We start from the raw sequence: 15,144 nt of genomic DNA, 5'->3' as shown, positions 1-15,144 counted from the left end.
CACGGTGCAACCACCCATCGCGGCAGCCCAACGGCTGATTGCAGCGCAGGGGGCGGCCCTGTCATCATATGCGAATAATTCTCGATTTGTTTCCTATCTCCTGTTGCGAGGTCCGCGTGTCGGCCGGCGATTCCACCCACCAGCAACTTGTCGGCCTGTTTTATCGCGATCACCGCGATTGGCTGCTCGGCTGGCTGCGCAAAAGCCTGTACAGCCCGGAACGCGCCGAGGACCTCAGCCAGGACACCTTTGTCCGCCTGCTCGGCCGCAATGATCTGGATCAGGCCCGCGAGCCACGCGCGCTGCTGACCACCATCGCCAAGGGCCTGCTGATTGATCACTTCCGCCGCAGCGCACTGGAACGTGCCTACCTCGAAGAACTCGGCCAGCAACCGCAGGATGTGCAACCTAGCGCCGAAGAACAGGCGCTAGCCCTGGATGCACTGCGCGAGATCGATCGCCTGCTCGGCCAGCTGTCGAGCAACGCCCGCGCGGCCTTTCTGCATAATCGCCTGGACGGCATGGGCCACGCAGAAATCGCCGAGCGCCTCGGCGTTTCCGTATCCCGCGTGCGCCAGTACCTGGCCCAAGGCCTGCGCCAGTGCTACATCGCCCTGTATGGAGCGCCGCAATGAACGCGGTATCGGCCCAGGTGCTGGATGCCGCCATCGAATGGCAACTGTGCCTGGACTCAGGCACGGTCAGCGCCGAACAGCAGCACGCGTTCGCCGCATGGTTGGCGTCGCATCCCGAACATGCGCGGGTCTGGCAGCAACTGAATGGCCTGGATATTCGCCTGGCCTCGGCCGCCGCGGCACCGGCGCGTCAGGCCTTGTTGCACAGCGCGCGTAACAAAGGCCTGCGCCGTATGGGCGGTACGGCGCTTGGCCTGCTACTGAGCAGCGCGCTGCTGCTCGGCCTGTTGGCGCAACAGCGCCCACTCGGCGATTACCTGGCCGATGAACGAACCGGCCGTGGCGAAAAACGCGAGCTGCTGCTCAGCGACCACAGCCTGGTGCACCTGAACAGCGCCAGCGCCGTGGATATCGAATACAGCGACAGCCAGCGCGCGGTGCGCTTGCACAGCGGCGAGATCCTCGTGCAGACCGCCCATGGCGATTCGCGGCCCTTTGTGGTGCTGACTGAACACGGCAGCCTGCGCGCCCTCGGCACGCGCTTTCTGGTACGCCGTGAAGGCAACAGCACGCGCCTGACCGTATTGCAGTCAGCCGTCGCCGCGCACCCGGCCGAAGGAAGCAGCGAACGGATTATCCAGACCGGCGAACAGGTGCTGATGCAGCGCCAGCGCCTCGGCAGCGTGCAGGCTGCGCCACTCAGCGCCGCGGCCTGGAGCCACGGCATGCTGGTGGCCGACAACCTGCGCCTGGCCGACTTGCTCGACGCCCTGGGCGAATACCGCAGCGGCTACCTGGGCCTCGACCCAAGCCTGGCCGACCTGCGCATCAGCGGCAGCTTCCCCCTGCACGACAGCGACAAGGCCTTGGCCGCCCTGCCACCTAGTTTGCCGGTGCGTATCGAGCGTTTTGGCAACTGGTGGGCCAAGGTCGTACCTGCAGCGCAGTAAGTGTCGCGCTGCGCCGCCGGGTGATACGCCAGGGCGTTTGCAAATTATTTTCAAATAGCCCTGTCACTTTTGCATTCTGCTTCGGCAACAGGTCATTGAGATGCATTCCCGCTTAGGAGAGTTTCGTAATGACCCGCGTCCTGCCCCTGTTCCGCCCCGGCCTGCTGGCCGTCGCCATCAGCCTCGCCAGCGTCTGCGCTCCCGCCCTGGCGGATAGTTACCAGCTGCCAGCCGCCCCACTGGCCAGCACCCTGACGCAGATCGCCAGCCAGGCCGGTATTGTCCTGAGCATCGACCCCGCGCTGACTGCCAATAAGCAATCGGCCCCGGTTGCCGGCGACTACGACGCCCTCGGCGCCCTGCACCAGGCGCTGCAAGGCAGCGGCCTGCAGTTGCAACAGAACAGCGCCGGCAGCTACAGCCTGGCGCCGGTGCCGCAAGCGGCCGTGGCCTTGCCGGATGTCACGGTGACTGCCGCGCAGAACGTGGAAAGCGCCTGGGGCCCTGCGCCAGGCTACCTGGCCTCGCGCACCGCGGCTGGCAGCAAGACCGACACACCGCTGCTGGAAGCACCGCGCTCGATCTCGGTGGCCACCCGCGAGCAGATGCAGGATCGCCAGGTGCAGAACCTCGATGATGCCGTGCGCTATATGCCTGGCGTGGTTGCCAGCAGTTACGGCAGCGACAGCCGCGCCGACTGGATGAAGATTCGCGGTTTCGAGCCGATCCAGATGCTCGACGGTCTGCCGCTGCCCAAGGGCAGCTACACCATGGCCAAGCTGGAAACCTGGAACCTGGAACGCGTCGCCGTACTGCGCGGCCCGGCCTCGGCAGTGTATGGCCAGACACCGCCCGGCGGCCTGGTGGATGCCGTCAGCCGCCGCCCACAGGCCGAAAGCAGCCATGAAGTGCAGGTGCAAGTCGGTAACTACAACCACAAACAGATCAGCTTCGACAGTACCGGCAAAATCGACGATGACGGCCGCTTCCTCTACCGTCTCAGCGGTACCGGCCGTGACAGTGGCACCGTTATCGAGCACATGGACGACCAGCGTTTCAACCTCGCGCCCAGCCTGTCGTGGAACATTACCGACGACAGCAAACTGACCTTCCTCAGCCAGTTCAACCGTGACGATACCGGCGGCACCAGCCAGTTCCTGCCACTGCAAGGCACCAAGCTGAGCACCCCAGCCGGCAAGATCGACTACAACAAGAATCTTGGCGACCCTGACTGGGAGTTCTACGACAAGACGTTCTACGCACTGGGCTATGCCTTCGAGCACCGCTTCAACGATATCTGGCAGTTCAATCAGAACCTGCGCTATAGCAAACTCGAACTGGATAACCAGATCATCACCGCTGGCGGCTGGGCCACCGCTGTTGCCGATGACGGCACGGTGGCGCGCGGTGCAAACGTGTACGACGAAAACATCAGCCACTTCGCCGTAGACAACAACTTCCAGGCCGATTTCAACACTGGCGCAATCGGTCACACGCTGTTGCTCGGCGTGGACTATCTGCGCGTCGACACCGATTACCGCTGGCTGTACGGCACAGCTCCCAGCAGCAACATCATTCGCCCGATTTACGGCCAGGACTTCAGCGGTGTCGCCTACACGGCTTTTCAGAACTACAACCAGAAGCGCACAAGCACCGGCCTCTATCTGCAGGATCAGATGGCTCTCGACGCATGGCGCCTGACCCTCGGCGGCCGCTGGGACAAACTGGATACCGACTCGGTGTTCTACAACGCCAATGACGCCAAAGACAGCCGTCGCGACAGCCAATTCAGCGGCAACGCAGCGCTGAGCTACGTGTTCGACTCCGGCGTTACCCCTTACATTTCTTACGCCGAATCCTTCCAGGCGGAAGCGGGTGGCAGTGAGGGCAAAGCATTCCAGCCGAGCACGGGCAAACAGTATGAACTGGGGATCAAGTATCAGCCGCCGGGCAGCGACATGCTGTTCACCGCCGCGGCTTATGACCTGAAACGGCAGAACATCGTCAGCACCAACACGCTGGGAGCCACCCAGCCCCTGGAGGAAGTGCAAGTCCGTGGTTTCGAGCTGGAAGCGATCGGCAACGTGACCGAAAACTTCAAGCTGACCGCTTCTTACACCTACGCCAACAGCAAGATGACCAAAGTCGGTGATCCTCGCGACAAGAACCGCGCGCTACCGCTGACCCCCGAGCATCAAGCGGCGATCTGGGCCGACTATGACTGGGCAGCGGGTTCGCTGGCCGGCTTCGGTGTTGGCTTCGGCGCGCGCTACGTCGGCTCCACCGACAACATTTCTGTCGGCAGCATCGGCTTCGTGCGTGACACAGCGGATGGCCATTCCAACGCCTACACGGTCTACGACGCAGCCGTGCGTTATGACCTCGGCCAACTCGATAACAGCCTGCACGGCGCCAGCGTGGCGCTCAACGCCAACAACCTGTTCGACAAGGAATACCTGGCCACCTGCGACGGCTTCTACTGCTACGCCGGCGATCCGCGTCGCGTGACCGCCAGCCTCAACTACGCCTGGTAAGCACCCCGTCGCACCCCTGCGCCGCCATACCGGGCGGCGTAGGCATTTCTGGATATGCCGATGAAAGCCACCACCATCCGCCGCTGGTCCCAGGTGCACACCTGGACCAGTCTGATCTGCACCCTGTTTCTGCTGATGCTGGCCCTGACCGGTCTGCCGCTGATCTTTCACCATGAGCTGGAGCACCTGCTCGGCGAAGCGCCAGAACTGCGTGAGCTGCCGGCCGAAACCCCGCATCTGAGCCTGCAACAGCTGGTCGAGGCCGCCGAGCGTTATCGCCCGGGCGAAGTGGTGCAGTACTTCGGTTTCGAGGACGACGAACCCAACGGCGTGGTGGCGATTACCGCCGCCACCGCCGGCACCGAGCCGAACTCCTCGCACACCTTTATGCTCGATGCGCGCAGCGGCGAGGCGATTGAAATGCCAGCGGCCAACGGCGGCCTGCTGATGGTCATTCTGCGTTTGCACGTGGACATGTTCGCCGGCCTGCCGGGCAAGCTGTTGCTGGCGTTTATGGGCCTGCTGTTCGTGGTCGCGATCATCTCCGGCGTGGTGCTCTATGCGCCGTTTATGCGCCGACTGAAATTCGCCGAAGTGCGCCGGGAGAAAGCCACCCGCACACGCTGGCTCGACCTGCACAACCTGATCGGCATCGTCACCCTGACCTGGGCGCTGGTGGTCGGTGTAACCGGGGTAATCAGCGCCTGCGCCGACTTGCTGATCAGCGCCTGGCGCACCGAAGCCCTGGCGGCGATGGTCGCGCCGTACCGCGATGCGCCGCCGCTGACCGAGCGTGCGCCCGTCAATCAGGTGCTGACGATTGCCGCGCAGGCCACGCCGGAAATGCAGCCGGACTTTATCGCCTTCCCCGGTACGCGTTTTTCCAGCGAGCACCACTACAGCGTATTTATGAAAGGCAACACGCACCTCACCGCCCACCTGTGGACACCGGTGCTGATCGATGCACGCAGCCTGGACGTCACCGCCATCGGCCAACGGCCCTGGTATATGGATGCGCTGTCGATGTCGCAGCCGCTGCACTTTGGTGACTACGGCGGCATGCCGATGAAAGTGCTCTGGGCGGTGCTGGATGTGCTGACCATCATCGTGCTAGGCAGCGGCCTGTACCTCTGGTGGGTACGCCGGCGCACCGCAGCTACAACGCGTGAGCGCACGGAGGCAACAGCATGAACTGGCGCCAATCGACCTTCGCCTTGCCGCTGCTGATCGGCCTGCTCAGCGCCATCGGCCTGATCAGTGCGCTATTGGGTGATGGTGGCTGGGATGCCGTGGCCTGGCTTGGCCTCGGCCTACCAGCCGTACTTGGTTGCTGGCCGTTGCTGCAGCGCAGCCAAACCCGGCGCCCGTAAACCCGTAAAGGGATCAGGGCGAGCCAGTCGGCAACCTGTATGTATTCGCGAGGGGAATCGGTGTCGGTGCTGCGGCCTACTACTGGCAAACCTGCCGGTAGAGCGCATCCTCTTTAGCTACGACCTTCAACTGATCCAGCAGCGGCTTTTGGTCTGCGTCCAAAGGCAGCAGTTCTGCCGTGGTGCAATTAAGCAGATGCGCCTGATGGCTGACGTGGTCGACGTGCTGCTTTTCAAAGCGGTAGAGGTTAAAGGCACTGATCACGCCCGCCTCTGTCTCCTGGCGCTGCACGCTTTTGCTGTCGAGCACGGTGAAAGCCTTGGTCATCGGCCAGTAAAACGTCCAGGGCCGCCAGAACACCTCGCCGTTTTCGCTGGCTACCAGCACCGACTCCGCCGGCTGACGCTGCAGCTGGTGGTCGAACCAGGAGTACTCGTAATAAATCTGGTAACTCAGCATGCCCAAACCGCCAAACGCCGGAATGATCCACTTGGGCAAGCGGTTGCGCGTCAGTTTGCGCAGCAGCATGGCAATACCAGCCGCCCCCAGCCCCGACACCACGATGGCAAGTATTGTCCACAACATTGACTGACTCCCGAAAATCAAACGGGCCTCCTAAGGAGGCCCGCTGGTAAGACCCTGATCAAAGATGATCGGGGGGATTATGCTTAGTGGCTCAATGCGCCACCAGCACCTTTGGGAGTACGTACGCTTTCCACCAATTCCTGAATCTCCTTCGGCGGTGCAACGCTGACCAGCGACACGCCGTAGGCAACCGCGAAGTTGATCAGAGCACCCACAGTACCGATGGACAGCGGCGAGATGCCGAACATCCAGTTATCCGGGGTGTTGGCGAAGGTCGCAGTACCAGGGATAAAGAACCAGCCCAGGTACAGGAAGATGTAAACGACGGTGAACACCAGACCGACCAGCATGCCGGCAATCGCACCCTTGTCGTTTACCCGCTTGGAGAAGATGCCCATCATCAGCGCCGGGAACAGCGTGGCCGCGGCGATGCCGAAGGCCAACGCCACCACCTGCGCAGCAAAGCCTGGCGGATTGAGCCCCAGCCAAGTGGCCAGCAGAATCGCGACCCCCATGGAGATCCGCGCGGCGAGCATTTCCCCCTTCTCGCTGATTTTCGGATTGATCATGTTCTTGATCAGGTCATGACTCACCGCCGAGGAAATAGCCAGCAACAGACCGGCAGCAGTGGACAACGCGGCAGCAATGGCACCCGCTGCAATCAGGCCGATAACCCAGCCCGGCAGGTTGGCGATTTCCGGGTTAGCCAGTACCAGGATGTCGTTGTTCACGGTCAGCTCGTTGCCTTTCCAGCCGCGTGTTTCGGCGGTCGGGGTGAAGGCAGGCGCGGCATCGTTGTACAGCTGGATGCGACCGTCAGCGTTCTTGTCTTCCCACTTGATCAGACCAGTAGTTTCCCAGGTTTTCACCCACTCAGGACGCTCTTCATAGGCCAGTGCTGGTGCTTCAACACCCTGCGGATAAACCGTGGTCATCAGGTTCAGGCGTGCCATGGAGGCCACAGCAGGCGCGGTGAGATAGAGCAGGGAGATAAACACCAGAGTCCAGCCAGCCGACCAACGCGCGTCGGCGACTTTCGGCACGGTGAAGAAGCGAATGATGACGTGCGGCAGACCGGCCGTACCAATCATCAGCGACATGGTGAAGAGCACCATGTTCAGCTTGTTGGTGACATCGGCGGTGTAGTCGGTAAAGCCCAGCCCAGCCACAACTTCATTGAGTTTCTGCAGCAGCGGCACGCCTGACTCAGTGTGCTCGCTGAACATGCCGAACATCGGAATCGGATTGCCGGTCAGTTGCAGGGAGATAAACACCGCAGGAATGGTATAGGCAATGATCAGCACCACGTACTGCGCCACCTGGGTGTAGGTAATGCCCTTCATCCCGCCGAACACCGCGTAGCAGAACACCACGCCAGCCGCGATCCAGATACCGGTGGAGTTGCTCACTTCAAGGAAGCGCGAGAACGCCACGCCAGCACCGGCCATCTGGCCGATCACGTAGGTGACGCAGATGATGATCAGGCAGACCACTGCGGCCAGACGTGCACCGTTGCTGTAGAAGCGATCACCGATAAAGTCCGGCACAGTGAACTTGCCGAATTTGCGCAGGTACGGCGCCAGCAGCATGGCCAGCAGCACATAGCCACCGGTCCAGCCCATCAGGAAGGTTGAGTTGGCATAACCACCGGCGGCGATCAGGCCCGCCATGGAAATAAACGACGCCGCAGACATCCAGTCGGCTGCAGTTGCCATGCCGTTGGTGACGGGGTGAACACCACCGCCGGCGACATAAAACTCTTTAGTCGAGCCGGCGCGTGCCCAGACAGCGATGCCGAAGTAGAGCGCGAAGGAAGCGCCCACAAACAGCATATTGATTACAAACTGGCTCATGGATTATTCCTCGACACCGAATTGTTTATCGAGTTTGTTCATTTTCCAGGCGTAAAAGAAAATGATCACGACAAAGGTAATGATCGAACCTTGCTGGGCGAACCAGAAACCAAGGTCAGTACCACCGACAGAAATACCTGCCAGCATCGGTCGAAGAAGTATGGCGAAGCCGTAAGACACCAGGGCCCAGACAATCAGGCTCCAGGTAATCAGCCGAACATTCGCCTTCCAGTACGCTGCAGCGTTAGCTTGTTCAGAAGTCATAAACTCCTCCGGTTATTGTTATTCTCATGCACCCTCAAGCTAGCAGCAGGCCATTAGGGCCGACAGATAGACATTGGTATTAGCTGCCTGAGCGCACCCCGGAAGACAATTTTTATCTATATATAACAATATGTTAGGCAAACCAGCGACAGGCCAACGGTCAACACTAGGACGTTAGTCGAATGACATAACAGCTGCGCCCCGCTAAACGCCCTCGAACAACACCTGCACCACGCCCCTCAAGCCCGCCGTTATCCCGACCGCACAAGCACATCACCAACCGCTCCAGGCTTGCCCGCTGCACGCTGTGCTTGTTGGTTCGCTGCAGCGGCAAACAACCGCGCAATCCGCCGCGCCAGCAAATGCCCGGCACGCGACTCTTCGCGTAAACCGATATGCCCGCTCATCGCACATACCACAAGCGGAAGAAGCCGGCGGCCAGCAGCAGGCCGATCTGGCCAAGCGCCGTGCACAGGCTGAGAAAGGACTGCACCTCAAGGTTCTGCGGGGCGTTGGCCAGGCCGGTCAGGCTCTCCCATAACGCCTCTGGCAACAGCACCAGGCTCAACTGCGCCAGGGGCTGGCCGGTCAGCTGCAGGCCTTTGATCAGGTCAAACTGGCCGCAGAACATCAGGCCCAGAAGCACCATAAAGGCCACCGCCAGCCCCAAGGCGAAACAAGCAGAGAACTGCATCAATAAACGCATCATGCTCAACTCCTACACAGGTAAAAAAGCGGCGCTGGCTGGGCCGGCGCCGCTATTGGTCAAAGGTCGCTGGCTGGGCTGGCCAGTGGCAGACGGCCGACGCCGTACCAGTCGAGTTTGCGGGTCAGCACCATCACCCCGGCGAGCACGCCGAACACCAGTACCGAGCCCATCAGCAGGGCGTAGTCCTCAGCCCCGAGCAGGCCGAACAACATGCCGTAGAGCAGCGCCAGCAAGGTGCCGAAGCCCGCACCACGTAGGGCGCTGTGCAGCACGTAACTGACGTAGAAGCCGATCAGCAGCACGCAGGCGGTCGCCGCAATGCCGTAAGCCAGGGCAAAACTCAGGTGCTCGGACAGCGACAGCAGCAACAGGTAAAACAGCGCCAGCGACATGCCCACCAGGGCGTACTGCACCGGGTGCACGGCCATGCGTTTGAGCACTTCAAAGAGGAAGAACACGGCGAAGGTCAGGCCGATAAATAGCAGGGCATACTTGATCGCCCGCTCGGTCTTCAGGTACTGGTCCACCGGGTCGACAAAGCTCACGCCGAAGTTGCGCGCGGTCAGCGCATTGCAGCTTTCCCCACGTACGCAATCGGCCAGCGCCTCTTCCAGGTTGGTGGCGAAGAAGCTGGTCTGCCACAGCGCCTTGAAGCCCTTGGCCGACACCTCACGACTGCTCGGCAGGTATTCACCAACAAAGCTCGGATGCGGCCAGCCGGAGGTCAGCTCGACCCGGCTGTCACGGCCTACCGGGGTGATGCTCAGCTGCTCGGTGCCCTGCAGTTTCAGATCGAAAGCGAACTCCAGCACTTGCCCACCCTGGGTATCCAGTGCCGGCAGCGGTGCATGCACACCGGCGCCGAAACGCTCCTCGGCGCTGCCAGGGGCAAAGCTCAGGTTCATGCCGTTGAAGCGCAACTGCAGGTCATTGCTGATGCCGCGGATATCGCTGATACCGACCGAGAGGAAGGGCCGGTCAAACTGATACAGACCCAGCTCATCACCCAGCCCCAGGCGCGCCGGCAGCTTGAATGCGCCACTGATCTGGTTGTCGCTGCGGTACAGCAGCGCCTTGTAGATACCGCGCGCACGCTCCTCGGTGGAAACATGGCCATTAAGCACAAAGCGCTCCGGCAGAAAGTACAAACGGCCGCGGCTCTTCTGCTCTTCCAGGTAACGCTCGCCGGTCTTGGCGTGGGTTTTCCACTGGTTCCACACCTTGGTGTAAGGCATCACCAGAATCGGCCCGGTGAGCTGCTGGCGGTAGCTGGAACTGCGCGCGATGTCCTGCAGCACCTCGGCGCGCTGATACTGCCGCTCGCTCACCAGCCCGCCGATCATCGACAGCGGGACCAGCAATAACAAAATCAGCAGGGCAATAGCGCCCAGCTTGAAACCCAGAATGCGGCTCATGGTGCAACTCTCCGATACGGTTTAGGTGGGCAGAGTCTGGGCGGCGTAGGTGGTGGCTTTATGGAGGGCAGATGGAGAGTGTGTGGAGACTTATCGGCCACATGCGCACGAGCGGCTTGCTCGCACATGCCTGCGACCGTTCGTCCATTCCACTGGAAGCCAGAGTTTTCTGCACTAGAGTGCTAACTCACTTGTTGCTCACAAGGCGACCGGTAAACGGCTTCACCAAGATTTATCCAATCTGAGAAGGGACTGTCATGCATAAGCGCCAATGGATTTGCGCGGTCAGCGCACTATTAATGCTGGGTAGCGGCAACGTATCCGCCCACGGCTATATCAAACAACCTGAAGCACGCGGCTATCTGTGCAAGCTGGGTGAAAACAGCCAGTGCGGTGCCGTGCAATGGGAACCGCAAAGCCTGGAAGGCTACTCCGGCTTCCCGCAAAACGGCCCTGCCGATGGCCAGATCGCCAGCGCCGGCTTGGCGCAGTTCTCCCCCCTCAATGAACAGACCGTCAGCCGCTGGGCCAAGCGCCCAATCACTGCAGGGCCGACGAATTTCACCTGGCGCTTTACCGCCAACCATGTCACGCGCAACTGGCGCTACTACATCACCCGCCCTGACTGGCTGGCCAATCAGCCGTTAAACCGCGCCGCGTTCGAGCTCGTACCCTTCTGCGTGGTCGATGGCGGCATGCAACAGCCGCCGCAGGAGGTCACCCATAACTGCGATGTACCGCCGCGCGAGGGTTACCAGGTGATCCTCGGCGTGTGGGAAGTGGGCGATACGCCGATGAGTTTCTACAACGTGATGGATGTGCTGTTCGGCGATGTGACAACGCCTCCCGATCCATCCGCCTGGCAAGCCAAGGGCATGCTCTACCCCTCGGTGGATCTGCAAGTCGGCGATCAGGCGATGACCCGGGTCTTTGATACCAGCGGCGAACGCAGTGACTTGCAGACGCGGCTGCAGGTTGAAACCAGCGAGCAGGGCCAACGCAACCAGTGGACCTACCTGCTGGCCAGCCGCATCAACCAGCAGCAGAGCCAGCTCAAGGCCGGCCAGCGCGGCAGCGATGGCGCAATTCAGCCGGTGTACGGCCAGAACAGCCTGTTTGCCCGCGCCGACAGCGGCATCCAGCGCATCGAGTTGCAGATCGACAAAGCCCCTGCACCGGACCACGACCTGCTGGTGGATGGCCTGCAGCCCAGCTATCGCATCCGTGGCGGCCAGCTGCGCCTCGAGTTCAACGTCACCGCCGTGGGCGCGCTGCAGATCAGCAGCTACGTCTACGATCACGGCGGCAATGCCAAAGGCTTTGCCGCCACCGAACTGGCCAACGGCAGTCAGCCAATGAGCATCAATGTCGAGAACCCTGCGCCCGGCCATCACCAATTGGTGGTCAGCGCCAAGGTGACCGGCAGCGAGCAGGTGCTGCAGAAAACCTTCGACATGATGTTTGTCGCAGACGACGGCAGCGCCAGCTACGACTTCAGCTTCCCGGATGGCCTGCGCAGTTACACAGCCGGCACGCGGGTGCTGCAACCCAAGACGGGACAGCTGTATCAGTGTCGTCCCTTTCCTCAGAGTGGCTATTGCTCGCAATGGTCAGCCGCCTCGACCCAGTTCGAGCCCGGTATCGGCAGCCATTGGCAAGACGCCTGGATAGCCGACTGAGATAAGCGCCGCGCCCGCCAAGCGGTTTGGCCGGCGCGGCCACCCTATACCCCCTGAGAATACGTACGGCACAGGCGCATGCACTGCGCCTTGGCGTTCGTCTATGTGGAGCCACAGGTATGCCCAGGCACTGACGTATAGCCCCTAGCCGCCAGCGTTGCGCGTATCACCACCCTCCCCGTGCCGGTGTAACCGCAGCCCTGGGCCAGGTGTCAGCAGCAGCGTTTCACATCCCCTTTTGGGCATCCGAAAGGCCGGCTCAATATCGACTTAAATAATTGATTTTATTTATTTTTTATAGATAAAAAACGACGAACGGCCTTGGCTTTTCAGCACAGTCTCCTAGGGTTCTGGCAGCTGCACTACGCGGCAAACAATCTGGAGATAACCATGCAAGGATTTCAACGCACCACTGCCTTACTACTGTTAGTCAGCGCAGGCTGGGCCTACGCCCAGGCTGACGAAAAACCCAGCTTCGCGGCCCAGGCGCAGATCGCCGTCGACGACCAACAGTCGCCGCGCTACATCATCAAGTACAAGGAATTGTCGCCTTCACCGATGAGCCAGTCCAACCAGTCGCAACCCCTGAGCGCCGGCCAATTCGAAAGCCGCGCCGCCCAGCGCCTGCTCAGCCAGGCGCAGGTACAACCGCTGATGCACCTGGACAGTCAGGCCGCCAGCGTGGCGCACCTGAACCCGGCGCAACTCAAACAGCTGCAGGCCAACCCGGCAATCGAGTATGTCGAACTCGACCCGCGCCGCTACCTGATGGCTGAACAAGTGCCCTATGGCATTCCCATGGTGCAGGCCGATCTGCTGCCCGATAACGCCATTTCCAATATGAAGGTGTGCATCGTCGACTCCGGCTATGACCTCGGCCATCAGGACCTTCCCTCGGCAGGTATCACCGGCAATGACGGCTATGGCAGCGTCAACAGTGGCAACTGGTACGAGGATGGTAATGGCCATGGCACCCACGTCGCCGGCACCATCGCCGCGCTGGGTGGCAACAACCTTGGCGTGGTCGGCGTCAGCCCGTCGGGCAATCTCGGTCTACATATCGTCAAGGTATTCAACAATAGCGGCAGCTGGGCTTATGGCTCTGATCTGGTGATGGCCATCCAGCAGTGCCGCGCGGCTGGCTCGACGGTGATCAGCATGAGCCTGGGCGGCGGCGCCTCGTCGGTAACCGAGCGCAATGCCATGGATGCGGCTTACCAGAATGGTGTGCTGGTCGTCGCAGCTGCCGGCAACAGTGGCACGAGCACCCTCTCCTACCCCGCCTCCTACGACTCGGTCGTATCGGTCGCGGCGGTCGACAGCAGCGGCAATCGTGCCTCGTTTTCGCAATACAACAATCAGGTCGAAGTCGCCGCTCCCGGCGTTGGCGTGCGCTCCACCCTGCCTGGCAACAACTATGCGAACTACAACGGCACCTCGATGGCCACGCCGCATGTGTCAGCGGTCTACGCCCTGGTGTGGAGTCAGCACCGCCAATGCACCCCTGCGCAGATTCGCAAGGTAATCAACAGCACCGCCGAAGACCGTGGCACTGCAGGCCGCGACCCCTACTACGGCTACGGTATCGTCAAAGCCAAACGGGCCAGCGACCTGATCGCCCAGCGCGGCTGTGATGCCACGGGTGGCGGCAATGGCGAGGAACAGACCTACCCCAACCTCTCCGGCGCGCGGGACGCCTGGGTGCGTTACAACGTGGTCGTGCCAAGCGGAGCCCAGCGTCTGACGGTAAGAATCAGTGGCGGCAGCGGTGATGCCGACCTTTACACCCGCCTGGGCAGCCAACCCACCACCAGCCAATGGACCTGCCGCCCCTACCTCGACGGCAACCAGGAAACCTGCACTCAGGAAAACCCTGCAGCCGGCACCTGGCATATCGGTGTACGGGGCTATTCCAGCTTCTCCGGCGTGACCCTCTACTGGCGCTACGAGTAATTCGCCCGGCCCCGAGGCAGGCAACTGCCCGGGGCCTCTCGCCCTGTACAGCTATCAATGCCTCAGCCAAGCGCGCATGGAGCGACGCTGAAAAGATCACAAGATTGCGCAAATCATCCCGGCGCAAATGGACAGTATTTACAGAAATGCGTAGCGTGCCGCTGATCGCCAATTAAGGATGAACGGCCATGACCCAGCACAACCCCTACGCCACCCCGCAAGCCAGCGTCGCCGACGCAGAATCACTGGTATCCGACGAGCAGATCGCCGCGCTACCTATCTCGGATAAATGGAAGCAGCGCTTTAGCGCGATCCATCATGCCGGCGGCATCAAAATGCCCAAGTTCAAGCAGCTGCCCGCCGAGGAGCGGCGCAAGGCCTTCAGTTTCAACTTTCTGGCGTTCTTCTTCGGGCCGATCTACTACGCCATCAAGGGCATGTGGAAAAAGGGCCTGGCACTGTTTCTGGTCTGCGCAGTGGTGGTGATCATCCTCGGCATCGGCCTGGACTACCTCGGTTACAGCAAAATCGCCAACGCCCTGGGCTATGGCATCAGCGCGGTATTCGCCACGCGCGCCAATATCGATTACTACAAGAAGATGCTGCTGAACGATAACGGCTGGTGGTAAGCGCCCAACTCAACAGCATCAGGAGAATGACGTGACGGAGTATGTCGCTGAGGTGATCTGGCAACGCGGTGAGCAGGACTTTCTCGGCAACCGTTACAGCCGCAAACATCTGCTGCGGTTTGATGGCGGCCTGGAGGTTGCCGGCTCGTCCTCACCGCATGTGGTGCCGCTGCCGATGTCGGATGCAAGCGCCGTCGATCCCGAGGAGGCCTTTGTCGCCTCACTCGCCAGCTGCCACATGCTGTGGTTTCTCTCCATCGCCGCCAAGCGTCGCTTCTGCGTCGATGACTACCGTGACAATGCCAGCGGGCTGATGCAGGCGAACGCTGCCGGCAAGCTGTTTATCGCCCAGGTCACCCTGCGCCCTGCGGTCAGTTTTTCTGGTGAGCGCGTGCCCAGCCACGAACAGATTGAGCAGATGCACCACCAGGCACATGAAGAGTGCTTTATCGCCAACTCGGTGAAGTCCGAAGTGCGCTGCGAACCGCGGTTTAGCGAGTAACGCCACACAGGCCACATCGACTCCGACAGAAGATGCGGTTTAACCATAACGGCTGATGCTAGGGG

General features: G+C 61.3%; 14 protein-coding genes. 9 read left to right on the top strand and 5 right to left on the bottom strand.

The window, feature by feature from the left end:
* Positions 1–116: 116 nt before the first annotated feature.
* From Q8O69_RS13430 to Q8O69_RS13410, 5 genes are all read left to right on the top strand, one after another.
* Positions 117–635, top strand: coding sequence for an RNA polymerase sigma factor (locus Q8O69_RS13430; RefSeq protein WP_305592817.1), 519 nt, complete (start codon positions 117–119; stop codon positions 633–635).
* A complete protein-coding gene (locus tag Q8O69_RS13425; protein ID WP_305592816.1) occupies positions 632–1,585 on the top strand; it encodes a FecR domain-containing protein in 954 nt (317 codons plus the stop codon). Before Q8O69_RS13430 ends, Q8O69_RS13425 begins: the two co-directional genes overlap by 4 nt.
* 128 nt (positions 1,586–1,713) lie before the next feature.
* Entirely contained in the window at positions 1,714–4,119 is a 2,406-nt protein-coding gene (locus Q8O69_RS13420) for a TonB-dependent siderophore receptor (RefSeq protein WP_305592815.1), read from the top strand.
* Between the two features lie 60 nt (positions 4,120–4,179).
* Positions 4,180–5,310, top strand: a complete 1,131-nt coding sequence (locus tag Q8O69_RS13415; protein ID WP_305592814.1) for a PepSY domain-containing protein — start codon at positions 4,180–4,182, stop codon at positions 5,308–5,310.
* Positions 5,307–5,489: a hypothetical protein gene (locus Q8O69_RS13410; RefSeq protein ID WP_304871183.1), complete on the top strand. Its 183-nt coding sequence runs from the start codon at positions 5,307–5,309 to the stop codon at positions 5,487–5,489. The genes Q8O69_RS13415 and Q8O69_RS13410 overlap by 4 nt, the downstream gene beginning before the upstream one ends.
* Before the next feature lie 79 nt (positions 5,490–5,568).
* On the opposite strand, the gene Q8O69_RS13405 is transcribed toward Q8O69_RS13410, so the two are convergent.
* From Q8O69_RS13405 to creD, 5 genes are all read right to left on the bottom strand, one after another.
* Entirely contained in the window at positions 5,569–6,075 is a 507-nt protein-coding gene (locus tag Q8O69_RS13405) for a hypothetical protein (RefSeq protein ID WP_305592813.1), read from the bottom strand.
* Positions 6,076–6,158: 83 nt separating this feature from the next.
* Positions 6,159–7,928: a sodium:solute symporter family protein gene (locus Q8O69_RS13400; RefSeq protein ID WP_305592812.1), complete on the bottom strand. Its 1,770-nt coding sequence runs from the start codon at positions 7,926–7,928 to the stop codon at positions 6,159–6,161.
* 3 nt (positions 7,929–7,931) lie between these two features.
* On the bottom strand, positions 7,932–8,192 hold the full coding sequence (locus Q8O69_RS13395) for a DUF4212 domain-containing protein (protein WP_305592811.1): 261 nt from the start codon (positions 8,190–8,192) through the stop codon (positions 7,932–7,934).
* A gap of 403 nt (positions 8,193–8,595) precedes the next feature.
* Entirely contained in the window at positions 8,596–8,901 is a 306-nt protein-coding gene (locus Q8O69_RS13390) for a hypothetical protein (protein WP_305592810.1), read from the bottom strand.
* Positions 8,902–8,957: 56 nt separating this feature from the next.
* On the bottom strand, positions 8,958–10,316 hold the full coding sequence (gene creD, locus Q8O69_RS13385) for a cell envelope integrity protein CreD (RefSeq protein ID WP_305592809.1): 1,359 nt from the start codon (positions 10,314–10,316) through the stop codon (positions 8,958–8,960).
* A gap of 257 nt (positions 10,317–10,573) precedes the next feature.
* Between creD and gbpA the strand changes: the two genes are divergently transcribed.
* From gbpA to Q8O69_RS13365, 4 genes are all read left to right on the top strand, one after another.
* On the top strand, positions 10,574–11,995 hold the full coding sequence (gbpA, locus tag Q8O69_RS13380; protein WP_305592808.1) for an N-acetylglucosamine-binding protein GbpA: 1,422 nt from the start codon (positions 10,574–10,576) through the stop codon (positions 11,993–11,995).
* A gap of 390 nt (positions 11,996–12,385) precedes the next feature.
* Positions 12,386–13,948: a S8 family serine peptidase gene (locus Q8O69_RS13375; protein WP_305592807.1), complete on the top strand. Its 1,563-nt coding sequence runs from the start codon at positions 12,386–12,388 to the stop codon at positions 13,946–13,948.
* A gap of 188 nt (positions 13,949–14,136) precedes the next feature.
* A complete protein-coding gene (locus Q8O69_RS13370; RefSeq protein ID WP_305592806.1) occupies positions 14,137–14,577 on the top strand; it encodes a DUF2628 domain-containing protein in 441 nt (146 codons plus the stop codon).
* Between the two features lie 31 nt (positions 14,578–14,608).
* Positions 14,609–15,079, top strand: coding sequence for an OsmC family protein (locus Q8O69_RS13365; protein ID WP_305592805.1), 471 nt, complete (start codon positions 14,609–14,611; stop codon positions 15,077–15,079).
* Positions 15,080–15,144 lie beyond the last annotated feature (65 nt).

Source organism: Pseudomonas sp. (assembly GCF_030690725.1).
Taxonomy (GTDB): domain Bacteria; phylum Pseudomonadota; class Gammaproteobacteria; order Pseudomonadales; family Pseudomonadaceae; genus Aquipseudomonas.
Note: the sequence above shows the minus strand (reverse complement) of the source record. Positions and strands in the feature narration are given on the sequence as shown.